The sequence below is a fragment of the Nisaea nitritireducens genome (assembly GCF_014904795.1).
In the GTDB taxonomy this organism is placed as follows: Bacteria; Pseudomonadota; Alphaproteobacteria; order Thalassobaculales; family Thalassobaculaceae; genus Nisaea; species Nisaea nitritireducens.
In genome coordinates, this window is record NZ_JACZFS010000072.1 from 1 (window position 1) to 21093 (window position 21093).

Genomic DNA, 21093 nt, shown 5'->3' on the forward strand with positions numbered 1-21093 from the left:
CTGGCGGCGGAGGCTCTGGCGGCGTCGGCGGCGGCGGCGGCGGCGGCGGCTCTGGCGGACGCGGATCGAACCTCTCCGCCCCTTGTTGGCCATGTGCCCGCAATAAGGGGCGGAACCATAGCACGTAAAAGCGGCAAAACGAAGGCATCGGAACGCGTGGGCGGATCTTCGAGAATGTAGGACCGGCATAAAGGAAACACGCGCAGAGCCAGCCGCGCCGCCATGGCGATACAGACCTCGCGCGGCTGGTCCTCGAACCAGCGCTCTGCTTCTTTGCGATTTGAAAAATCGACCACGGCCCCTCCCGCGTCGATCCTAGAGGGCGGAGACGGGGAACGGAAGACGGGAAAGTTGTCAGACCTCGTTCGTCATCCCGTTGAAAAACGGGATCCAGAGATCGTAGGACGTCGCCCTTCATCCATGGATCCCGGATCGGTGTCCGGGATGACGGTTTTTAAGGCCAGGATGACGGTTTTGGGCCGGGGCGATGAGACTGTGTGGGGTGGCGCGTTAAGCCGGGATGACAACCTTCCAAGCCGTCATCCCTGCGGACGCAGGGACCCAGTGATGACGGGCGGCGCTTTATGATCTCTGGGCCCCCACTTGCGTGAGGATGACGATTAAGGGTGGGGATGACGATTGAGGGTGGGGATGACGAGAATAAAGCGGGGCGCTTGCCCGATCGTCCCTACCCGGTGATCGCCTTCGTCTCCAGAAAATCCTCCAGCCCCATCGGGCCGTTCTCGCGGCCGATGCCGGATTGTTTGAAGCCGCCGAAGGGCACGTCCGTATCCGCGTAATTGCCGTTGATATAGATGTTCCCCGCCCGAAGCCGCCGGGCGACGCGCTGGGCTTTTTCGGGGTCGCCAGTCTGGATATAAGCGGCGAGGCCATAGGGCGTGTCGTTGCCGATCCGGACAGCCTCGTCCTCGCCATCGAACGGGATCATCACCAGCACCGGGCCGAAGATCTCGTTTCGGGCGATATGCATGTCGTTCGTAACATCGGCGAACAGGGTCGGCTTGACGAAGTAGCCGGTCTCGAAGCCTTCCGGCTTGCCGAGTCCTCCTGTGACGACGCGGGCGCCTTCCTCGATGCCCTTGCGGATATGGCCCTGCACCCGCTCGAACTGGAGGGCGTTCACCAGCGGGCCGATATGCTCGCCCGGCTGTTGCGGATCGCCGACTTTGACAGCGGCGGCGAAGCGCCCGGCCATGGTGACGGCTTCCTCATAGACCGAGCTTTCGACCAGCAGGCGGGTCGGCGCATCGCAGGACTGGCCGCTGTTGGAGAAGCAGTTCTCCACGCTGAAATGTAGCGCCACCTCAAGATCCGCATCGGCAAAGACGATGTTCGGCGACTTGCCGCCAAGCTCCAGTGCCACCCGGCGGATGCCGTTCGCGGCGGCGGTCATGACAAGCTGCCCCGCCCGGGTGGAGCCGGTGAAGGACAGCAGGTCGATCTCGGGATGGGCGGAGAGCGCGGCGCCGGTGCCAGGGCCGTCGCCATGCACCATGTTGAACACGCCGGGCGGGCACCCGGCCTCGGTCAGAACCTCGGCGACGATACCTGCGGAAAGCGGGGCGTACTCGCTCGGCTTCAGAACCATGGTGCAGCCGGCGGCAAGCGCGGAGGCAACCTTGGCCATGACCTGATTGACCGGCCAGTTCCATGGCGTGATGAGACCGGCAACACCCGCCGCCTCGTCCCGGAGCGTGCTGCCACCGCGCAGGCTCGGCCGCTCGAATTGATGCGCCTCAAGCGCTTCGATCGCCGCCGCCAGCAGGGCGTCCCCGCAAGGTGCCTGGCTGTCCCGGGAGAAATCGTGGGGCGCGCCCATTTCGAGCGTCATCGCCTCGGCGATCTCGTCCCGGCGGCGGAGATAGATCTCCAGCGCCCGGCGCAGCATGTCAGCACGCTCAGAGGCCGCCGTCTCACTCCACAACTCGAACGCGTCGCGGGCGGCCAGCACCGCCCGGTCCACATCCACATCGGAAGCAAGCGAGATCACCGCGACCGGCTGCTCCGTCGCCGGGTTCAGCACCTCGAAATCGCGGGCCTCGGACGGGGCAACCCAGGTGCCGTCTATATAGAATGCGCGCCTGTCCAGCATGGCTTTCTCCCGGTTATGCAGGCCTGATTAAGCCCGCCTGACTATGCACGGCCTTGAGGGACAATTTCATAGCCCGGCTCTTCCGGCTCGTCATCTTCCATCTCCGTCGGGAAACCGGGGGCGGTGATGTCGAGACCTGTTGCCTCTTCCAGACGCTTGATGATGTTCGGCGACAACTCACGCGGCCCGAAACGATCGATACCATCGGCGAAGATCTTGTTGATCAGCGGCGAGATCTCGAGCGGAACACCGTGGGTTTCGGCAATTTCCTGGAACAGCCCGATATCCTTCAGCACCAGATCCATGGTGAAGCTGATATCGCGTGAGCCGTTCAGGATGACCTGGCTTTCCGTCTCGTGAACGAAGGAGTTTCCGGAGGAAATCTTGATCGCCTCGAACGTGGTGTTGAGATCCATGCCCGCCGCCTTGGAAGTGACCAGAGCCTCGCACACGGAGATGAGATTGACGGTCGCAAGGTAGTTGGTCATTACCTTCAGCACCGAGGCAGTGCCAAGGTCGCCCGTGTGCAGGATGCGCCTGCCCATCATGGTCAGCACCGGCAGGATCTTCTCGAAAGTCGAGCGCTCACAGCCAGCAAGGATCGCGATATTACCGGTCGCCGCCCGGTGGCAACCGCCGGAGACCGGGCAATCAACGGCTTCCCCGCCCTTCGCCGTGACAAGGGCGCCGAGCCGCTTCACCTCTTCGGCGTGGGTGGTGGACATTTCGGCCCAGATGGTGCCGGGCGTCAGGCCCGCGAGAATACCGTCCTCACCTTCCATCACGGCGGCGGAAATCGCCGGGCTGGGCAGGCAGGTGATGATCACGTCGCAACCCGCAGCCATGGCCTTCGGGCTCTCGCCAAAGGCCGCGCCCTTATCCAAAAAGGGCTGCACATGCGCGGGATCGAGATCGCGCACCACCAGATCCGCGCCGTTGCGGAGCAGACTTCCCGCCAGTTTTGCCCCGACATTGCCGAGCCCGATAAACCCAATCTTCATTGCCATTCCCCGCTGTCTGGCACTCCAAAACGGGGAGCTTGGCGAGGCGGGAGGCAAAAAGAAATCGATAAATAATTATCAGTAGATCAAGCTGTGCTTATGAAAGCCGGGGCCGGCGAAGCGGCTTCGCCCGGCGGGTCCGGGGAACCTCTCTGGAGAAGGAAAATCGCGTGTGATAAAGGTGAGGTCTGTCGAGGATTGCACATCATCGCTGACGCGATAAGGGATTGTGATTTCCGTCCCTATTGTGCCGTTCAATTCGCTTGGATCGTCGGCTGTGCCCTTCACTCAAATACGCACCCAGGTACGCATCCGGATATGTCGCTGGTCGAAAGAATTCTCAACGGGGACCCGGAAGCGGTTCGGGAGGCGGAAATCTGCCTTCGGGATTCCGCGGCGGTGGAGGATGTCTTCGAGCTCCGCAGGGTTTTGATAAAGCACTATATGGATTGGAAGGGCGTTCGCCGGGACGCTGGCGTCAATCATCTGGAGCGTGACTCCGAGTCAGCCCTCCGACATATGAGAGCCATCCACGAGACTTCTCCGGAAGATACTGGTCTGGCCCACCGCTTATCCTCCTTGTTGATCGAAAATGGCCGGATCGACGAGGCGTTGCATCTACTCGAAAAACTTCTGGAGACGGTGCCGGGCAATTCCCTCGGCCTCAAGATGACCATCATGGAATCGCTCGCACGGGTGCTTACCGTCCGAGGAGAGCTTGAACGAGCAGCCACAATATTTGAGCAGATATTCTCACTCTCGCTGAAAGCATGCGGGCCGTCCCTGAGCGAGAATCAGGAGAACTTCTTCGGCTCGGCCCTCGCACGACTGTCCCGCATCCACGTCAATACCGGCAACTATGCGGAGGCGGTGCGGGTGATCGAGACATTTCCGCACGCAATCGACCTGCCATTTCTCAACAACACGCAGAAACGGGCGCGCGCGTTATTACACGACGGGCCGCCATCACAAAGCCCCGACGCAAAGCCGGTAGACCTCGATCACCTGACCGTTGCCTGCGTCAAGCACGGGACGAAATACGGGCCGGACTATGTCAATCGTCTGTACGCGATGGTCCGGCGTCACCTGCCGGGGAACTGGCGGTTCGTCTGCTTGACAGACGACCCCCAAGGCATTTCTCCCGAGATCGACATTATCGATATATCGGCACTCCAGACCCGGGGATGGTGGACCAAGCTGGCCCTGTTCGATCCGCAAACGCCGTTCGCCGACCAGACGATCTTCTATCTAGACCTCGACACGGTAATTGTTGGAGATCTCGGGTTCATCGAGGGTTTGAAAGTCGGTTTCTACATCCTCGAGCATTCATTCATACCGGGCTACAACTCCTCCGTCATGCTGTTCGACCGGACTTTTGCCGCGCCGGTTCATGACCGTTTCAACAGCAGCGACATCGACCGGCTGGTCGGTGACCAGGACTGGATCGAGGAATGCATGCCCGGGATCGACACCTTCCCGCGCGCGCCCGTCCGGCTCTATAAATCGCTCGAACCTGACATCACTTCGACAGATCTGGCGCGGAGCAACGCGAAGATCGTGACCTTTCCATCGGTGCCAAAGCCTCACGAGATCCCGCACGGGTGGGTGGCGCAGCATTGGCAGTAAGCTTACCCGAAGTCGGGACGTCACATGACGGCGGGGTTTTCAGGAAACGTCGCTTGAGGCAGCAAATTGTGCATCATAGCGGATAGTGGTTTCCGTCGCTTTATGCCTTTCAATTCGCTTGGATCGTCGGCTGTGCCCTTCATTCAAATACGCGCCCAAATAGGTATCCACATATGTCGCTAGCCGAGAGAATTCTCAACGGGGACCCGGAAGCGGTTCAGGAGGCTGAAATCAGCCTTCGGGATTCCGCGGCAGTGGAGGATGTCTTCGAGCTCCGCAGGGTTTTGATAAAATATTATATCAACTGGAAGGGCGTTCGACGGGACGCCGGCGTCAATCATCTGGAGCGTAACACCGACGCAGCGCTCCGCCATTCGAGAGCCTTCCACGAGGCCTACCCGGACATTCCAGGTATCGCCTACCAGCTATCCTCCTTGCTGATCGATAACGGTCGGCATGACGAAGCGTTGCAGCTGCTTGAAAAACTGCTGGCGTCCATGACACCCGACACTCTCGGACTCGAGTTGAGAATCCTGGATTCGATAGCCAGGGTGCTTTACGTGCGAGGAGAGTTCGAACGAACCCTCGCAATATTTGAACAGATCTTCTCCCGCGCGCTGAAATCAAACGGGCAAGCCCTGAACAAGGAACAGGAAAGTTTCTTCGGCTCGGCCCTCGCACGCGTTTCCCGGATCCACGTGAATACCGGCAACTATGCGGAGGCGGTGCGGGTGATCGAGGCGTTTCCGTATAAAATCGACCTTCCGTTACTCAACAATACCCTGGCACGGGCACATACGTTGTTACGGAACGGGCCGCCATCGCAAAGCGCGGACGCACGGCCGGTAGACCTCGACCACCTGACCGTCGCCTGCGTCAAGCACGGAACGAAATACGGGGCGGATTATGTCAATCGCCTGTACGCGATGGTCCGTCGCCACCTGCCGGGGAACTGGCGGTTCGTCTGCCTGACCGACGATCCCCAGGGCATTTCCCCCGAGATCGACATTATCGATATATCGGCACTCCAGACCCGGGGATGGTGGGCCAAGCTGGCCCTGTTCGATCCGCAAACGCCGTTCGCCGACCAGATGATCTTCTATCTCGACCTCGACACGGTAATCGTCGGAGACCTCGGGTTCATCGAGGGTTTGAAAGTCGGTTTCTACATCCTCGAACATGCCTACACACCAGGCTACAATTCCTCCGTCATGCTGTTCGACCGGACTTTTGCCGAGCCGGTTTATGACCGTTTCAGCAGCAGCGACACCGACCGGCTGGTCGGCGATCAGGACTGGATCCAGGAATGCATGCCCGGGATCGACACCTTCCCGCGCGAGCCCATCCGGCTCTATAAATTGCTCGAACCGGACATCACTTCGACAGACCTGGCGCGGAGCAACGCGAAGATTGTGACCTTTCCGACGGAGCCAAAGCCCCATCAGGTCCCGCACGGGTGGGTAGCCGAGCACTGGCGCTAGGCTGCTGAGGAAAGCTTCCGGAGCTTGGATATGCCGGTCTAAGCCTTCGGCCCGACCGACAGGGCCAGTGTGCGGCTGATCGCGGCCTGGGACTGTCCGCTCTCCGTGCCCCACCGATTGAAGGCGGCCTGGATTTTGGCCAGCGTAGATTTGGACGTGGCCGGCCCGTCGATCACGCCCGCCGCCTTCAGCGCCGTGGTGACATCCTTAGACAGAACGAACCCGTCGCGCCCGACAAAGCGGAGAAAATACTGACCGGTCAGCCCGCCGAGCCGGTTGCCGTGCTTTTTCAGATAGTCCAGCAGGCCGACGTGATCGGCCGCATCCCAATTGGCGATGAACTTGCCAGCGCTGCCGTCGAGGGCCGCCATCTGCTCCACCAACCGCGCATTGTCACGCACCGCCAGGATCTTCGGTTTGTTGCGGATGATCCCGGTATCGGCAAGCAGTGCCGACAACCGTTCCTCGCTCATCTCGCTGTTCACCGCGATATCGAAGCCGTCGAAGGCCTCTTCGAATCCCGGCCATTTGCTCTCGATGATCTTCCAGACGAACCCGGCCTGAAAGACCCGCTTCGACATCTCCGCGAGGATGCGGTCGTCCGGCAGGGACGCCGGGTCCGGCCTGTCGGCGAGATCGGCGAGACGAGCGTCGATCGCCTCTGCGCCGCCATGATGCGCTTCGGCCCGGGCGCGGATTACCTGAAAGGGCTCACTCATCGGCCTCGTCCGTGCAGTTATAGAGTTCCGTGCTGAGATACTTTACCCCGCTATCACACATAATGGTGACAACAGAGCGGTTCGAGCCCAGATCCGCCGCAACGCGAAGTGCCACGATCACGTTTGCACCGGTCGAGGTGCCGGCGAAGATTCCCTCCTCCCGGGCAAGCCGTCGCGCCATGGCCATGGAGTCTCCAGTCGAAACGGTCGCAATCTCGTCAATCGGCTCCGGATCCCAGAGCGGCACGACAAATCCAGCGCCGACACCCTCGATCCTGTGCGCTCCGGTCTCGCCACCGGACAGGACAGCGGACTCGCACGGCTCGATGGCGACTGTCCGGATGGAGTCGCGCTTCGATTTCAGGAACTCCGAGACCCCGCGCGCGGATGCCGCCGTACCGGTTGCCTGTACGAACGCATCAACCTTACCGCCCGTCTGCTCCCAGATCTCCGCGCCCATCACATGATAAGCGGCAAGCTGGTCCGCGTTTTTGAGCTGGTCCGTCCAGAAGGCGCCTATCTCCCCCCTGATCCTGTCCGCCTCGGCGATCATGGCATGGGTCAGAGCCGCATCCATCCGGCCACCGTCGCTCGGCACCACTGTCAAATCCGCGCCCAGCGCCCGCATGTGCCGCCGCTTCTCTAAGCTGAAAGCATCGGACGAAACGATATGCAGCGGGTAGCCCTTCACAGTGCAGACCATGGCCAGGGAAACGCCGGTGCTGCCGCCGGTATATTCCACCACCGGCGCGCCGGGCCGCAGCCTGCCGTCCCGTTCCGCCGCCTCGATCATCGCCAGCGCCATGCGGTCCTTCATGCTGCCGGTCGGGTTCTCGCTCTCGATCTTCAGCAACACCCGCGCGTAACCTTCCGGCACGAGCGTTTTCAGCTCGATCAGCGGCGTGTTTCCGATCCGGCTCAGAATGGAATTCTCGACGTCAGTCACAACCACCTCCAGAGAACTTGGCGAAGCGGACCGTAAGCGTTTATTTTAACATCTCTAAGACTGGATTATTCGAACAAACCGGATATTATTTTGAACACTGACTGGGACGATCTCCGCTTCTTTCTGGCACTCCACAGGCATGGCTCGCTGCGCAAGGCTGCGGCAGCGCTCGGGGTCAATCACGGCACGGTGCTGCAACGGCTGAAGCGGCTGGAAACACGGCTGGGCGCCCATCTGTTCGACCGGACCCGGAACGGTCTGGTAACGACGGAGACCGGGCGGGAGCTGGCGGTTCATGCGGAGCAGATGGAAGAGACCGCACGCAATGTCAGAAGCGCCGTCGGCGGCAGCAACGACGCCTTGCAAGGCAAAATCCGGCTCAGCCTGCCTTTCGCCCTTTTCGAGAGCGGCCTTGCGGCGGCGCTTGCGGATATTGCGGATCGCTTTTCCGGAATTGATATCGATCTCGATGTCGGGGACCGGTTCTCCCGGCTGGCGGACCTTGAAGCGGATGTTTCCGTCCGCATGGCCTTTGCCGTCGAGGACGAGGCAATCGGTCAGCGTATCCTGCAATACAACAAGACGGCTTTCGCCAGCCCCGAAACCTGCGCCCGGCTTACGGCAGGCGATCCGTCCGTCGCCTGGCTGGGCTGGAAAGAACCTCACGATGAGCAACCATGGACCGGGAACACCGGTTATCCCGATCTGCCACTCCGGCACAATGCGCCGGAGCACCGCGCACAGATCGGCCTCGCCCGGAGCGGCCCCTACCTGACCCTGTTGCCCTGCTTTCTCGGTGACAACGTCGAAGGATTACAGAGGGTCCCCGGGGCCGCCCTGCTGCCCGATCGCAGCATCTGGCTGTTATACCGGACAGACCTGCGCCGGACCGCCCGGATCCGGTTGCTCCGGGACGCCTTGATCGCGCATTTCGAGGAGCGGAAGGCGTTCTATGTCGGGGCGCAGAGCCCGACGGGCTAGTAAGCCTTGCCGCGCGCCGTTACCGGCCAGAGGCATTCGACAGCTCCGCCGCGCGCGCCGACATACCAGTCGTGGATATTGCAGGTCGGGTCGCAATGGCCCGGCACCAGCTTCAGCTTCTCATTGATCCGCAGCACACTGCCCGGATCGCGGATGGTGCCGTGCTCGTCGGAGCAGGCGACATATTCGACATCGTCCCGCCCGAAGATCACCGGCAGGCCAGAATCGACGCTCTGCACCTTGAGACCTGCATCGCAGACCGCCTGCCCCGGCTTGGCATTGCTCATTACCGAGGTCAGCAGGAAGAACGCGTTCTTGAATTCGGAGATCGGTGCGCCGCTCTCGTCCCGGACCTGCTGGTAGTCCGCATCCATGAAGGCGTAGGAGCCGCACTGTATTTCCGTGTAAACGCCGGAATTGCCTTCGAACGGATAGGAACCCGTCCCCGCTCCGGTCACGCTCGGACAGCCTATGCCCGCTTCAATCAACCGGTCCCGCGTATCGCGCGCATGACCGATCGCCGCTTCAATCCGGGCCTTACGCTCGGCAAAATCACGCACATGCTGCGCGCCGCCGTGATAGGCCTGAATACCTTGAAAGCTCAGTCCCGGCGCGGCAATGATGGCCTTCGCCAGATCCACAGCAGCAGCGCCCGGTTCGACACCGCAGCGTCCGGCACCGCAATCGATCTCCACCAGAACCTCGATCCCGCTACCCGCGCGGACCGCGGCCTCGGACAATTCGGCAACATTCGCGATATCGTCGATGCAGACGCCGACACGGGTCGTCTTCGCCAGTTGCGCCAGCCGGTCGATCATCAGCGGGCTGCGCACCTGGTTCGTGATCAGAATGTCGGCAATGCCGCCGCGCGCGAAGGCTTCCGCTTCCGAAACTTTCTGGCAACAAATCCCGACGGCCCCGCCCTGCTCGATCTGGTAGCGGGCAATGTCGGCCGATTTGTGCATCTTGCCGTGCACGCGCAGATCGACGCCCATCTCCGCCGCGAAACCCCGCATGGCGACGACATTTTGCTCGAACGCGTCGAGATCGATAAGGAGGCAGGGCGTCTGGATATCCGCCTCCCTCGTGCCCACCGCCGCAGGCACATCGAACCCGATTTCCAGCGTTCCGTTCCCGTCCATGATCTTCACCCTCCCTCGCGCGGCCAGGCGGCCAGAACAACCACGATCAGCATCGACAGCGCCATGCCCTTGTTGATGTAGGACTGGGACCGGTCCGAAAGGTCCAGCTTTTTAAGCGAGACACCGGCCCAGAGCCAGACCAGGTGCACCGGAATCCAGATGGCGTTGATGGCGAGGAATTTCAGCGCGATCTCCATGCTCTGGTTTTCCACCATGAAATGGAACCCAGAAAACAGGGTCGTGTTCACCGCATAGGCTTTCGGGTTGATCAGTTGCAGGCCGAACCCGCCGATCACCCCCGGCGCGCTCTGCCGCTCCACGAACGCGATCTTCGAGCCGGCCCAGCCGATCCGGAAGGCCAGATAAAGCAGATAGGCAACCGAGCCGTAGAGCAGGATCGGCCCGAGAATGGGGTTGGCCAGAACCACGGCGGCAATCCCGGTGACCACGAGAATGGCCACGGCGTTTGTGCCGAGGAACAAACCGATCAGGAATCGCGCACCGGGCGCAAAGCCGTATCCCGCGCCGATGCCGGCCGTGGTCAGCACGCCAATCCCCGGTGTAATGAGCAAAAAGAAGACAGCCGTGACGAAAGACAGCATGAGGACTCTGGAAATAAAGGGCGGGGCGGATCTGCCCGGGAGACTATCCGGATCCCCAAGACTGTCAAATGCTTCAACACCGAATACGCAGCACTGAAATCAACCTTGACGGTGCGTCCCTACTGAAAAGCATACCTCCTATGCAGGTCGACTTCCGCAAATTAACGGCTTCTTTAATATCGGATGATAAAAAGGCGTACTCTTTACGGAGTGAGAAAACCAATGACCAAGCTTCACATATTCTTCTTCGGCCTCGTACTGCTGGCATCAACGATAGTTATTCCGGCGCAGGCCTCCGCCCTTACCCTGGCGGAAAAGGCATCGATCCAGGCTTCCATGCAGCGGCATGTGGACGGGCAACTCGTCGACGGCGCTCTGCTCTATCTCAACCAGAAGGCTGGAGAAGTGCAGCGCCTGCATCCCGTGACGGCGCACCCCATGATCCTGACCATGGGGGATCACTATGTCCTCTGCTTCGACTTCAGGAATGACAGCGGCAAGAACGTGCCCGTCGACTATTACATGGCGCGCCGGGATAGTGAGTACGTGGTGTTCCACACGGCTGTTGCCGACCGGACATTGCTGAAGCGCCTGATGTCGGACGGAAAGATCGCAAGGTTGCGCTGAAGCGCTCGACCTTGCGCATCCGGGTGAGATGAAATGAACACCAAACTGGCACTGCTGAAACGCCTGAAAGTCAAATTGCTGGCAATTGTCGGCCTGGCTTTTCTCGCGCTCATCGTGCCTGGAATCTGGATGCTGCTCCATACGACTTCGCTCGCAGACGAAGAAATGCTGGCAACCAGGATCGGAAACCTGACCGCGCGCACCGCGCTCGCACTCGACCGACATCAAGCCTACGACCACCCGTTCCTGGCGCGGGACCTGATGTCTCCATTAGCCGCGGATCGGGCTTTTCTTTGCGCTGAGGTCTTTAAAGTCGGACATCAACCCGTTGTGGCTATCCCCTCCTCCCAAGGCTGCCCTCCCGGGTTGGATGGGAATGAAATAGAGATCCCGATATCCGTCGAGCCAAAGTGGCATCTGCGCGTCCTCTTCACCGATGCGGAACTGCGCGCAGCACGGAACTTCGAATACACACTGGGCCTTTCGGCCATCGCCGTCGCGTTTCTCGCGGCCATGATTGCTGTGGTGGCGGGTTTCGCGTTCCTTGTTGAACGGCCGCTGACGCGATTGCTGACAGCCATCCGGAATTCGTCTGAAAGCGGTGAGCTGCAAACCGCGAACTGGCGCGGCAGCGACGAGATGGGGCAGGTGGTCCACGCCTACAATGCGATGGTCGAACGCGAACGCCAGCGCGAACACACCCTGGTGAATACGAACGAAGAACTGCGCCGGTCGGAAGCAGATCTGAGCGACCTTAACCGGCAGCTGGAAGACCGCGTCACGGATCGCACGCGTGAGCTGGAACTGGCGAAAAAGTCGGCGGAATTCGCCAACTTCTCCAAGACCCGTTTCCTGCGCGCTATGAGCCATGAGCTGCGCACTCCGCTTAATGCGATCATCGGCTTTTCCGATATCATGGTGCAGGGCACCCTCGGCAGGCTGGAGAACGACCGCTACCGGGAATTCTCCGCTGACATCCGGGACAGCGGCCGCCACCTGCTCAAGATCATCAACGAGTTACTCGACATCGCCCGGATCGAAGCCGGACAGGATACGCTTGAGGAAGAGATCGTCAGCGTCAACGTGCTGATGACAGAATGCATGCGGCTTGTGAGCCCGCTTGCCAAAGAACGCACTATCGCGTTGCACACTTCAGAAATCGACCCAGAGCTCGTGCTTGATGTCGATGCGACGAAAGTGAAACAGGTTCTGCTCAACCTTCTCGGTAACGCCGTGAAATATACCCCGAACGGCAGCAGTGTTCATGTCGCCGTGTCACTGCGCCCGCGCCACGGGGATCCGCGCAGGGGCGGTATCGAATTCCACATCCGGGATACCGGGAAAGGCATGTCCCCGGACCAGATCCCACAGGCAATGGCTGCTTTCGAGCGCCTGGATAACGAAATGACAGCCTCCCAGAGCGGTACCGGCCTCGGCCTGCCGCTCGCCCAGATGATGATCGAACTGCATGGCGGCTCTCTCACTCTGGAAAGCGAAGTGGGCGTTGGCACGACGGTCTCCGTCTGGCTGCCGGCCACGCGCGTGGGCTATATGCGCTCCATTATCAACGACATCCCGCCGGTTCAGAAGGCTGGCTGATCCGGTGCGGGCTCAGCTCCGCCTGTCGATCATTTCGCAAACGTCCCTACCACAGTCGGAAATCTGCGCAGCGTTACCCTTCCTGCGACAAGGTGCCGCTTTGTTGGATAGCTGACCTTCACATAGGAAGGTCGGATGCGTTTTTTGGGAGTTCCACACCGCGCCGTCCTGACGCGCCTCCTGATCCTCAGCCTGACCCTTCAGCTGTTGGTCCCGACGGTTTTCGCTTCCATTCAAGGCGGGGCGGGGCAACGGGCATCTGACGATCCCTTTCGCACGGCCGTCATCTGCACCGCCAAAGGCCTGGTCCGGATCTCCCTGGACGAGCAGGGTAATCTCGTCAAAAACGACGATAAAGAGCCCAGTTCGGCCGTCACTCCGGACTGTATCTATTGCAGCCTGGCCAGCAGCGTTCTGCCATCCCAGGCGCAACAGCCGGGCCCGGCCGGGCTCATGCCAGGCACACGCTGCCAAACCCCGCTCGTCGACGCCGAGCTTCCCCGGATGGCGCACCATGCGAGCAGTCTGCAACCCCGTGCGCCTCCACGCCGTCAGGCGTGATTTAGCACACGGCGCCTGCCGCCACGCTTCACGCCGCTTCTTTCAGAAATCCAGGACAGACCCAATTCGCCGGCCTCATGCGTCGGACGAAGACAGCTGTCGTTTGAAAGATTCCGACCATGCGAGGAACCATGGCACAGACAATGACTCTCAAACTCCTGCGTACCGCCGCAATCGCGGCCCTGTTCGCAGCACCATCCCACGCAACATTCGCGCAACATACCAATCATGGCGCAAAGGACCACAGCGCGATGCAGCACGGCCATGACGCAAAACACGGCATGGCCATGGACGCGCACGGGCATCCGTTGCCGATCGGCGTCATGGGTGCACGCACACCGATGAAAGGCCGCTTCATGCTCGGCGCCCGCGTCATGCAGATGAAGATGGACGAGTTGCTGCAGGGCTCGAACGAAATCACGCCGGAAACAGCGGCAGCCAGCGTCGCCAATCCCTTCGCGCCACCCGCGACCGTGCGCATGGTACCGACCGAGATGGAAACCAGAATGGCCATGGTCAGCGCGATGTACGGCGTCACCGACACTCTCGGCGTGATGGCCATGGTGCCCTATATCGAGAGGGACATGACCATGGTCACCTTCTCCGGCATGTCGGGCACGACGCGGCGGGGCGAGAACAGCGCCTCCAGTTCGGGGATCGGAGACGTCAAGGTCGGCGCGGCCTATACGCTCTACAAGGAAGGCATGCATCGGATCACCGCGGCCGGCGCGGTCAGCCTGCCCACGGGCAGTATCGATGAAACCGGCCGCATGCTGATGCCGACCGGCATGTACATGACACGGCGTCTGCCCTACGGCATGCAGCTCGGCTCCGGTACCGTCGATTTCCTGCCCGGCATCACTTATTCCGGTGCCGCCGGCGCCATCTCATGGGGTGCCCAGTACAAGGCCGTTCTTCGTATGCAGTCCGAGAACTCCGAGGAGTACCGCCTCGGCAACATCCACCGCGTGACCGGCTGGGTCGGCTATCGGTTCACCGACTGGTTCCAGGCGACTGCGCGGATCAATGCCCGGACCGAAGGGAAAATCGACGGCCAGGACCCGAATATCAGCGGCGCTGCCATTGGCGCCAATCCGGACAATTACGGGAGCGACCGGATCGGCGGCCTGCTCGGCTTCAACATCACGCCGGGGAATGGCGTCAGAATTGGTGCGGAGGCCGGCCTGCCCCTCTATGAAAAGGTCAACGGCACCCGCCTCGGCGCGAGCTGGAGTGCCCGGCTCGGCGTCACCTATATGTTCTAGGCAGGTAATCTGCTGATGGGCTCAGCAGGCTCCCCTCCCGGTATGGACCTTGGAGGGGGGCCTGCAGCCTTACGAAAGCTCAGGCACGCGCATCCAGCATCTCGTAAATCGCCCCCATCGCGGTCAGATAACCGCGCGGGCCGAGACCGCAGATAACCGCTGTCGCCGCTGCCGACAGCAGGGAATACTCGTGCAGCTTGTCACGGGCATGAATGTTGGAGATGTGCAGCTCGATCTTCGGACCCTCGAATATTTTCAAAGCATCGAACAGCGCGACCGAGGTGAAGCTGTAGCCCGCCGGGTTGATGATCAGCCCGTCGGCCTCGTCTTCGGCCTGCTGGATCATTTCGATCAGCTCGCCCTCATGGTTGGTCTGCTTGAATTCCAGCGGGCCTCGGGCCGCTTCCCGGCACCATCCCTCGATTTCGCCAAGCGTCGTGTAGCCATAGAACTCCGGCTCGCGCTTGCCGAGCTTGTTCAGGTTCGGCCCGTTCAGGATATGGAGCTTGTGTGTCATGGCGTTTCGCCTCCCTCTTGTTTTCTTGCGCGCCCTCCCGGCGCGTATTTCTTGTGCGCCACCCGGCGCGGTGGCCCAAGTAACGCGGCTTTGATCTCATTCAGCAAGAGGAGGTGCCGGACGGTCTCGAGTTTTTTCACATACCGCGCATATGATCTTCTGGCGGTAATTGTGAGATCACTCCCAGGGAGGGACGAGATGGACACGTCGAAAATCGATCCGCGTATCTACGCACTTTACGATCAGTATTGTCACAGCAGCATGAAACGCCGGGAATTCCTGAAACGTGCGTCTGCCATCGCCGTTGTCAGCGGGTCGGGCCTCGCCATGGCGGAAGCCCTGCTGCCTAACTATGCGGCGGCGCAGACCATTTCTTTCACCGATCCCCGGATCAAGGCAACCTATGAGACCTACGAGTCACCCGGCGGCAACAGCGGTGAGATGAGGGGCTATCTTGTGCAGCCGGCAGGCGACGGGCCGTTTCCCGCCGTCCTGGTGGTCCACGAGAACCGGGGCCTCAATCCGTATATCGAAGATGTTGCCCGCCGGGCCGCCGTTGCCGGGTTCCTGGCCTTCGCACCCGACGGGCTCTGGCCGGCCGGCGGCTATCCTGGCAATGACGACGACGGCAAGGTCCTGCAGGCCAGCCTCGACCGGGGCAAGATCCATGTCGACATGCTGAACGGCGCGAAATTCCTGAAGTCCTATCCCCTTTCGAACGGCAAGCTCGGCGCCACCGGGTTCTGCTTCGGCGGCGGCGTGGTGGGCTACCTTGCCGTGGAAATGGGAGCCGATCTCAATGCCGGTGCTCCGTTCTACGGACGTCAGCCGGCGGATGCGGATGTTGCCCGTATCAAGGCGCCCATCTTGGCCCATTACGCGGAGGAAGACCCACGGGTGAATGCCGGGATAGGGAATTTCGAGGCCGCCCTCAAGGCAAACAGCGTCGAGCACACAATCCACGTCTATCCCGGCACCAATCACGGCTTCCACAACAATTCGACGCCCCGCTACAACGAGACGGCCGCGAAACTCGCCTGGGAGCGGACGACCGCGTTCTTCGCATCCAAGCTCGCGGGATAGCCCGGTCAGCCAGTCAATCAGTCAGTCAGTGCGGATCGGGATAATGCGCCGCGACCTCGGCCCCGGCCTTGAACAGCAGATCAATCATCCGCTGCTGTGACAGGGTCGGCCGCCAGTTGCGGCGCAAGGACAGACCGATCTGACGCGGCGCGGAAGGCACGCGGAAATTCAGCCTAGCCAGAATGTTGAGCGATTCTTCGTGCCGGATCTGGTGCGCCGAAATCAGCGCCACCGCGTCACTCTCCGTCAGAATGCCCCGGATCAGGATAAGGGAGCTGGCCTCGACGACATGGGTCGGACGCAGCTCCGGACGATCCTCGAACATCCCCTCGAAATTGCTCCGGGTCGGCGCCCCGGGACGCGGCACGATCCAGCTGAAATTCGACAGATCTTCCAGCGTAATTTCTGTACGTGCTGCCAGTGGATGGTCCGGCCGGGCCACCAGCGCCAACCGGTCCTCGAAAAGAGCCTGCTGTTCGATATCCGCGACCGCTTCCGGCGCTCTCAGGGCACCGATCAGCATGTCGATCTCGCCATAGCGCAAGGCATCGACCAAGGTGTCATATGGACCGTCCACGACGCTCAGATACGCGTCAGGGCGTTCATCGAGGAAGGCGTTGATGGCGTGCGGCAGCAGATAGGTCCTGGCCAGCGGCAGGGTGCCGATCCGGACGCGTGCAGTATCCCGCCCGCTCCATGCCGCGATATCCTCGAGCGCCTGCTCCAGCTCTTCGAAGGCAAGCGCCGCGTGCCGCGCCAGCCGGTCCGCCGCCCGGGTCAGCACGACCCCGCGCGACACCACATCGAACAGCGCGATCCCGGCATCTTTCTCAAGGCTCCGGGCCATGCGGTAGAGCGCCGACTGGGACATGCCGATCAGACGCGCCGCCCGTGAGAAGCTGCCGGTCTTCGCCACCGCCAGAAGCGCGCGCAACTGGGCGGCCGTGATCCGGCGCTCAAACCCGCCTGCAGATCCGCCAATCTGTTTTTGCCCTCGCCGCGCGGTGGGCCGTGTCCCTTCTTCAATATGCTGGATTGCGCTTTCGGCACGCAGGTGGAACAACTCCCCGGGCTCGGTCAGCAGCAATCCCTCCGTCGTCCGCTCGAACAAAGCCACCCCGACCTGTCCCTCAAGCTTCGCGATTGCTTGCGTTACAGCGGGTTGGGACAGATGCACCCGGTGCGCGGCGCCACTGATGCTGCCGAGCACGGCAACTTCGCAGAACGCCCTTAGGTGGCGGAAATTGATGCGATTGACATCCATGAGACAGGCAACCTTCTACGCGCAGGAATCAGTATGCATAAATCTTATACAGCTTGGCGCCGTTTGAAATTGGATGATCCGCGTACGCGCCGCATAGTTGGGGGAATTTCCCAATTGAGAGGCGAGAAATGGCAGGAAACAAGACCGCGCTGGTCATCAGCGCCCATGCGGCCGACTTTGTCTGGCGCGCAGGCGGCGCAATCGCGAAGCATCAGACCCTCGGTTACGACGTCACCGTCGTCTGCCTGTCCTATGGCGAGCGCGGCGAGTCCGCCAAGCTCTGGAAAGAAAGCGGCATGACACTGGAGAAGGTCAAGGCAGCGCGCCGGACCGAGGCGGAGAATGCCGCCACCGCCCTCGGCGTACATGACATTCAATTCATGGATCTTGGGGACTATCCGCTGATTCTGGAGCGCGACGACAAGTACAAGCTGGTCGACATCATCCGCAAGGTGCAGCCGAGCTTCATGATGTCCCACTCGCAATACGACCAATACAATACCGACCATATGTACACGACCGGGATCGCTCTCGAAGCGCGGATGATCGCGCAGGCCTGGGGTCATAATCCGGGCGAAAAGGTACTCGGCGCGCCGCAGCTCTATCTGTTCGAGCCGCACCAGACAGAGCAGATGGGATGGAAGCCGGACACATTCCTCGACATCACTGATGTCTGGGACAAGAAGAGGGCCGCCATCGAATGCATGGAGGGCCAAGAGCATCTCTGGGACTACTACACCAACGTTGCCGAGAACCGCGGGAACCATTTCCGGCGTAATTCCGGCGGTCAGTCCGGCGGACGACCGGCACGCTATGCCGAGGGTTTCCAATCTGTGTTCCCGCGCACCGTCGATGAGCTGTGATCATGAGCGAGCCCTGTTTTGACGTCGCCCATCTCGGCCATGTCGAACTGCTTACGGACAAGTTCGAGGAAAGCCTGAACTTCTTCGTGAACATATACGGTCTGACCGAGAGCGGCCGGGACACGGACTCCGTCTATCTCCGCGCTTTTGACGATTACGAGTTCCACACGCTGAAACTTACGCGCTCCGACACTACCGGCGTCGGCCATATCGGCTACCGGACAAGCTCTCCCGAAGCGCTGGAGCGGCGGGTCAAGGTGATCAAGGAGATGGGCTGCGGTATCGGCTGGGTCGAAGGCGATCTCGGCCATGGCCGGGCTTACCGCTTCACCGACCCGGACGGCCATATCTTCGAGCTCTATTATGACACGAACAAGTATATCGCTCCGCCGGAGGAAAAGTCGGCGCTGAAGAATATCGCCCAGCGCTTCCACGGGCGCGGCGTCGGCGTCCGCAGGCTGGACCATTTGAACCTGCTGGCGACAAATGTCGAAGCGATCCGGGACTTCATGCAGCAAGCCCTCGGCTCCCGCGTTACCGAGCAGATCATGCTCGACAGCGGCACCCTTGCCGGTTGCTGGTTCACGGTGAACAACAAGACCTACGATATCGCCTATACGCAGGATCATACCGGGGTCAAAGGCCGGTTCCATCACGTGACCTTCGCGGTGGACCAGCGCGAGGAGATCCTGCGCGCCGCCGATATCTTCCTGGAAAACGGCGTCTATATCGAAACCGGCCCGCACAAGCACGCAGTCCAGGGAACCTTCTTCCTGTACGTCTACGAGCCCGCCGGAAACCGGGTCGAGGTTGCCAATGCCGGTGCCCGCCTGATCCTTGCGCCGGACTGGGAGACCGTCACCTGGACGGAAACCGATCGTAAAAAGGGACAGGCCTGGGGCCTGAAAACAATCCCGTCGTTCCACACCCACGGAACACCGCCTGTTGAAGAAGGAACTCACTGATGGCCGTCGTCGTCCAGAACATCGAGCGGGCAGATCCCGCCATCATCGAGGCTCTAGGGGAGTGCGGCGTCGCCTCCGTGCACGAAGCACAGGGCCGGAAGGGTCTGCTCGCCTCCTACATGCGGCCGATCTATTCCGGGGCCGCCATCGGCGCCTCGGCGGTCACCATTCTGGCCCCGCCCTGCGACAACTGGATGATCCATGTCGCTATCGAACAGCTGCAGCCGGGCGACGTGATGGTGATGGCCACCACCTCGCCGTCCGACGCGGGATATTTCGGCGATCTGCTGGCCACCTCCGCGAAAGCCCGCGGTGCCGTCGGCATAGTGCTTGATGCCGGGGTCCGGGACGTCCGCGACCTGACCGAGATGGGCTTCCCTGTCTGGTCCAAGGCCATCGGCGCCCAGGGCACGGTGAAAGAGACTCTCGGCTCGGTGAATGTGCCGGTGGTTTGCGCCGGGGCTCAGGTCAATCCGGGTGACGTCATCGTTGCCGACGATGACGGGGTCTGCGTGGTCCGTCGCGAGGAAGCGGCCGAGGTGCTGGAAAAAACCCGCGCCCGGATCGCGCTTGAGGAAGAGAAACGTCAGAAGCTCGCCAGTGGCGTGCTCGGCCTCGATATGTACGACATGCGCGGCAAGCTGGCCGAAAAGGGCCTGAAATATGTCTGACGGCATCCGCGCCATGTGGATGCGGGGCGGAACATCGAAGGGCGGCTATTTTCTTGCCTCAGATCTGCCGGCCGATACGGCCGAGCGAGACCGGTTGCTGCTCCGGATCATGGGCTCGCCCGACCCACGACAGATCGACGGGCTTGGCGGCGCCGATCCGCTGACCTCAAAGATCGCCGTGGTGAAGAAGTCGAAGCGTCCGGGGATCGATGTCGATTATCTGTTCCTGCAGGTCTTCGTCGATCAGGCCATCGTCACCGACGCCCAGAACTGCGGCAATATCCTGGCCGGTATCGGCGGTTTCGCCATCGAGCGGGGGCTTGTCTCCGCGCGCGACGGCAAGACGCCGGTGACGATCTTCATGGAAAATACCGATCAGACCGCAGTCGCCGTGATCGAGACGCCGGGCGGGCAGGTCCGCTATGACGGCGACGCCCGGATCGACGGCGTGCCGGGCACCGCGAGCCCGGTCGAGATCACCTTCCGCGACACTGCGGGGAGTACCTGCGGCGCCCTGCTGCCGACCGGCAATGCCGTCGATATGATCGACGGAACGGAAGCGACCCTGATCGATAACGGCATGCCCTGCGTGATCCTGCGTGCGGTGGATCTCGGCATATCCGGGACCGAAGCGCGGGAAGAGCTGGAAGCCAATGACACGCTGAAGGCACGGCTGGAGGCGATCCGCCTGAAAGCCGGACCCATGATGAATCTCGGCGATGTCACCGACAAATCCGTGCCGAAGATGACCATGCTGTCTCCACCGCGGTCGGGCGGCGCGATCTCGACACGCACCTTCATCCCGCATCGCTGCCACGCCTCCATCGGTGTGCTCGGCGCGGCCAGCGTCGCCACCGCTTGCCTCATCGAAGGCGCGGTCGGCTCGGAGATGGCAGTCATCCCGGAAGGCCTCCGCAAGAGTATGCCGATCGAGCATCCTATCGGGGAGACGACGGTCATTGCGGAGACGGACGGGACGGGAAGCGTTATCGCCTCCGGAATTTTACGGACCGCCCGGAAGCTTTTCGACGGTATTGTGTTCCCATAAGAAACTGAAAATCCCTTCC

The 21093-nt window shown here is 61.4% G+C and carries 21 protein-coding genes; 12 read left to right on the forward strand and 9 right to left on the reverse strand.

All coding sequences use genetic code 11. The annotated features are described in order from the left end of the window. The 3 genes from IG629_RS22755 to IG629_RS20825 all read right to left on the reverse strand — a co-directional run. On the reverse strand, positions 1-296 hold a 296-nt coding region (locus IG629_RS22755; RefSeq protein WP_226886995.1), incomplete at its 3' end, for a hypothetical protein. 392 nt (positions 297-688) lie between these two features. Next, entirely contained in the window at positions 689-2113 is a 1425-nt protein-coding gene (locus IG629_RS20820) for an aldehyde dehydrogenase family protein (protein WP_193173838.1), read from the reverse strand. A gap of 41 nt (positions 2114-2154) precedes the next feature. Then, positions 2155-3120, reverse strand: a complete 966-nt coding sequence (locus tag IG629_RS20825) for an NAD(P)-dependent oxidoreductase (protein WP_226886996.1) — start codon at positions 3118-3120, stop codon at positions 2155-2157. Positions 3121-3432: 312 nt separating this feature from the next. Between IG629_RS20825 and IG629_RS20830 the strand changes: the two genes are divergently transcribed. Both IG629_RS20830 and IG629_RS22760 read left to right on the forward strand, forming a co-directional pair. Further along, entirely contained in the window at positions 3433-4740 is a 1308-nt protein-coding gene (locus IG629_RS20830; protein WP_193173839.1) for a tetratricopeptide repeat protein, read from the forward strand. Between the two features lie 173 nt (positions 4741-4913). Continuing rightward, on the forward strand, positions 4914-6221 hold the full coding sequence (locus IG629_RS22760; protein ID WP_226886997.1) for a tetratricopeptide repeat protein: 1308 nt from the start codon (positions 4914-4916) through the stop codon (positions 6219-6221). 38 nt (positions 6222-6259) lie between these two features. Here the strand turns inward: IG629_RS22760 and IG629_RS20840 are convergent, their stop codons facing one another. Together IG629_RS20840 and IG629_RS20845 are read right to left on the reverse strand one after the other, a co-directional pair. Continuing rightward, positions 6260-6940 (reverse strand): DNA-3-methyladenine glycosylase I, encoded by a 681-nt coding sequence (locus IG629_RS20840; protein ID WP_193173840.1) that lies wholly within the window; start codon positions 6938-6940, stop codon positions 6260-6262. Then, positions 6933-7886 (reverse strand): PLP-dependent cysteine synthase family protein, encoded by a 954-nt coding sequence (locus IG629_RS20845; RefSeq protein WP_193173841.1) that lies wholly within the window; start codon positions 7884-7886, stop codon positions 6933-6935. Before IG629_RS20845 ends, IG629_RS20840 begins: the two co-directional genes overlap by 8 nt. Before the next feature lie 90 nt (positions 7887-7976). Between IG629_RS20845 and IG629_RS20850 the strand changes: the two genes are divergently transcribed. Beyond that, positions 7977-8867, forward strand: coding sequence for a LysR family transcriptional regulator (locus IG629_RS20850; protein ID WP_193173842.1), 891 nt, complete (start codon positions 7977-7979; stop codon positions 8865-8867). Here the strand turns inward: IG629_RS20850 and IG629_RS20855 are convergent. Together IG629_RS20855 and IG629_RS20860 are read right to left on the reverse strand one after the other, a co-directional pair. Beyond that, positions 8864-10009: a DSD1 family PLP-dependent enzyme gene (locus IG629_RS20855; protein WP_193173843.1), complete on the reverse strand. Its 1146-nt coding sequence runs from the start codon at positions 10007-10009 to the stop codon at positions 8864-8866. The two genes, IG629_RS20850 and IG629_RS20855, sit on opposite strands and share 4 nt — an antisense overlap. A gap of 5 nt (positions 10010-10014) precedes the next feature. Beyond that, entirely contained in the window at positions 10015-10611 is a 597-nt protein-coding gene (locus tag IG629_RS20860) for a LysE family translocator (RefSeq protein WP_193173844.1), read from the reverse strand. A gap of 222 nt (positions 10612-10833) precedes the next feature. Here IG629_RS20860 and IG629_RS20865 point away from each other — a divergent pair, with 222 nt between their 5' ends. The 4 genes from IG629_RS20865 (at position 10834) to IG629_RS20880 (ending at position 14663) form a co-directional block, all read left to right on the forward strand. Continuing rightward, positions 10834-11238 (forward strand): hypothetical protein, encoded by a 405-nt coding sequence (locus tag IG629_RS20865; RefSeq protein WP_193173845.1) that lies wholly within the window; start codon positions 10834-10836, stop codon positions 11236-11238. A 33-nt stretch (positions 11239-11271) separates the two neighbouring features. Further along, the gene (locus tag IG629_RS20870; RefSeq protein WP_193173846.1) at positions 11272-12837 is read left to right on the forward strand and encodes a sensor histidine kinase; all 1566 of its coding nucleotides are present in this window, start codon (positions 11272-11274) and stop codon (positions 12835-12837) included. Positions 12838-12972: 135 nt separating this feature from the next. After that, on the forward strand, positions 12973-13398 hold the full coding sequence (locus IG629_RS20875; RefSeq protein ID WP_193173847.1) for a DUF2946 family protein: 426 nt from the start codon (positions 12973-12975) through the stop codon (positions 13396-13398). 143 nt (positions 13399-13541) lie between these two features. Further along, complete coding sequence (locus tag IG629_RS20880; protein ID WP_193173848.1) at positions 13542-14663, forward strand: transporter; 1122 nt, start codon at positions 13542-13544, stop codon at positions 14661-14663. Positions 14664-14742: 79 nt separating this feature from the next. On the opposite strand, the gene IG629_RS20885 is transcribed toward IG629_RS20880, so the two are convergent. After that, positions 14743-15180 carry a type II 3-dehydroquinate dehydratase gene (locus IG629_RS20885; protein ID WP_193173849.1) on the reverse strand — a complete coding sequence of 146 codons (438 nt, stop codon included), beginning with the start codon at positions 15178-15180 and terminating at the stop codon, positions 14743-14745. Positions 15181-15378: 198 nt separating this feature from the next. Between IG629_RS20885 and IG629_RS20890 the strand changes: the two genes are divergently transcribed. Beyond that, the gene (locus IG629_RS20890) at positions 15379-16263 is read left to right on the forward strand and encodes a dienelactone hydrolase family protein (protein ID WP_193173850.1); all 885 of its coding nucleotides are present in this window, start codon (positions 15379-15381) and stop codon (positions 16261-16263) included. Between the two features lie 25 nt (positions 16264-16288). Here the strand turns inward: IG629_RS20890 and IG629_RS20895 are convergent, their stop codons facing one another. Beyond that, complete coding sequence (locus IG629_RS20895; RefSeq protein ID WP_193173851.1) at positions 16289-17527, reverse strand: LysR family transcriptional regulator; 1239 nt, start codon at positions 17525-17527, stop codon at positions 16289-16291. A gap of 128 nt (positions 17528-17655) precedes the next feature. Between IG629_RS20895 and IG629_RS20900 the strand changes: the two genes are divergently transcribed. Genes IG629_RS20900 through IG629_RS20915 form a run of 4 tightly spaced genes read left to right on the forward strand, consistent with a single transcriptional unit; the run spans position 17656 to position 21074 of the window. Continuing rightward, a complete protein-coding gene (locus tag IG629_RS20900) occupies positions 17656-18390 on the forward strand; it encodes a PIG-L deacetylase family protein (protein WP_193173852.1) in 735 nt (244 codons plus the stop codon). 2 nt (positions 18391-18392) lie between these two features. Continuing rightward, the gene (locus IG629_RS20905; RefSeq protein ID WP_193173853.1) at positions 18393-19355 is read left to right on the forward strand and encodes a catechol 2,3-dioxygenase; all 963 of its coding nucleotides are present in this window, start codon (positions 18393-18395) and stop codon (positions 19353-19355) included. Then, a complete protein-coding gene (locus IG629_RS20910; protein WP_193173854.1) occupies positions 19355-20026 on the forward strand; it encodes a 4-carboxy-4-hydroxy-2-oxoadipate aldolase/oxaloacetate decarboxylase in 672 nt (223 codons plus the stop codon). The genes IG629_RS20905 and IG629_RS20910 overlap by 1 nt, the downstream gene beginning before the upstream one ends. Continuing rightward, the gene (locus tag IG629_RS20915) at positions 20019-21074 is read left to right on the forward strand and encodes a 4-oxalomesaconate tautomerase (RefSeq protein WP_193173855.1); all 1056 of its coding nucleotides are present in this window, start codon (positions 20019-20021) and stop codon (positions 21072-21074) included. The genes IG629_RS20910 and IG629_RS20915 overlap by 8 nt, the downstream gene beginning before the upstream one ends. Positions 21075-21093: the final 19 nt, after the last annotated feature.

Coding starts and splice junctions, on each gene's coding strand:
- IG629_RS20895 (WP_193173851.1), bottom strand. CDS start 17,527: ATGGATGTCAATCGCATCAATTTCCGCCACCTAAGGGCGTTCTGCGAA.
- IG629_RS20820 (WP_193173838.1), bottom strand. CDS start 2,113: ATGCTGGACAGGCGCGCATTCTATATAGACGGCACCTGGGTTGCCCCG.
- IG629_RS22760 (WP_226886997.1), top strand. CDS start 4,914: ATGTCGCTAGCCGAGAGAATTCTCAACGGGGACCCGGAAGCGGTTCAG.
- IG629_RS20915 (WP_193173855.1), top strand. CDS start 20,019: ATGTCTGACGGCATCCGCGCCATGTGGATGCGGGGCGGAACATCGAAG.
- IG629_RS20860 (WP_193173844.1), bottom strand. CDS start 10,611: ATGCTGTCTTTCGTCACGGCTGTCTTCTTTTTGCTCATTACACCGGGG.
- IG629_RS20880 (WP_193173848.1), top strand. CDS start 13,542: ATGACTCTCAAACTCCTGCGTACCGCCGCAATCGCGGCCCTGTTCGCA.
- IG629_RS20825 (WP_226886996.1), bottom strand. CDS start 3,120: ATGGCAATGAAGATTGGGTTTATCGGGCTCGGCAATGTCGGGGCAAAA.
- IG629_RS20870 (WP_193173846.1), top strand. CDS start 11,272: ATGAACACCAAACTGGCACTGCTGAAACGCCTGAAAGTCAAATTGCTG.
- IG629_RS20900 (WP_193173852.1), top strand. CDS start 17,656: ATGGCAGGAAACAAGACCGCGCTGGTCATCAGCGCCCATGCGGCCGAC.
- IG629_RS20865 (WP_193173845.1), top strand. CDS start 10,834: ATGACCAAGCTTCACATATTCTTCTTCGGCCTCGTACTGCTGGCATCA.
- IG629_RS20910 (WP_193173854.1), top strand. CDS start 19,355: ATGGCCGTCGTCGTCCAGAACATCGAGCGGGCAGATCCCGCCATCATC.
- IG629_RS20830 (WP_193173839.1), top strand. CDS start 3,433: ATGTCGCTGGTCGAAAGAATTCTCAACGGGGACCCGGAAGCGGTTCGG.
- IG629_RS20905 (WP_193173853.1), top strand. CDS start 18,393: ATGAGCGAGCCCTGTTTTGACGTCGCCCATCTCGGCCATGTCGAACTG.
- IG629_RS20890 (WP_193173850.1), top strand. CDS start 15,379: ATGGACACGTCGAAAATCGATCCGCGTATCTACGCACTTTACGATCAG.
- IG629_RS20855 (WP_193173843.1), bottom strand. CDS start 10,009: ATGGACGGGAACGGAACGCTGGAAATCGGGTTCGATGTGCCTGCGGCG.
- IG629_RS20885 (WP_193173849.1), bottom strand. CDS start 15,180: ATGACACACAAGCTCCATATCCTGAACGGGCCGAACCTGAACAAGCTC.
- IG629_RS20840 (WP_193173840.1), bottom strand. CDS start 6,940: ATGAGTGAGCCCTTTCAGGTAATCCGCGCCCGGGCCGAAGCGCATCAT.
- IG629_RS20875 (WP_193173847.1), top strand. CDS start 12,973: ATGCGTTTTTTGGGAGTTCCACACCGCGCCGTCCTGACGCGCCTCCTG.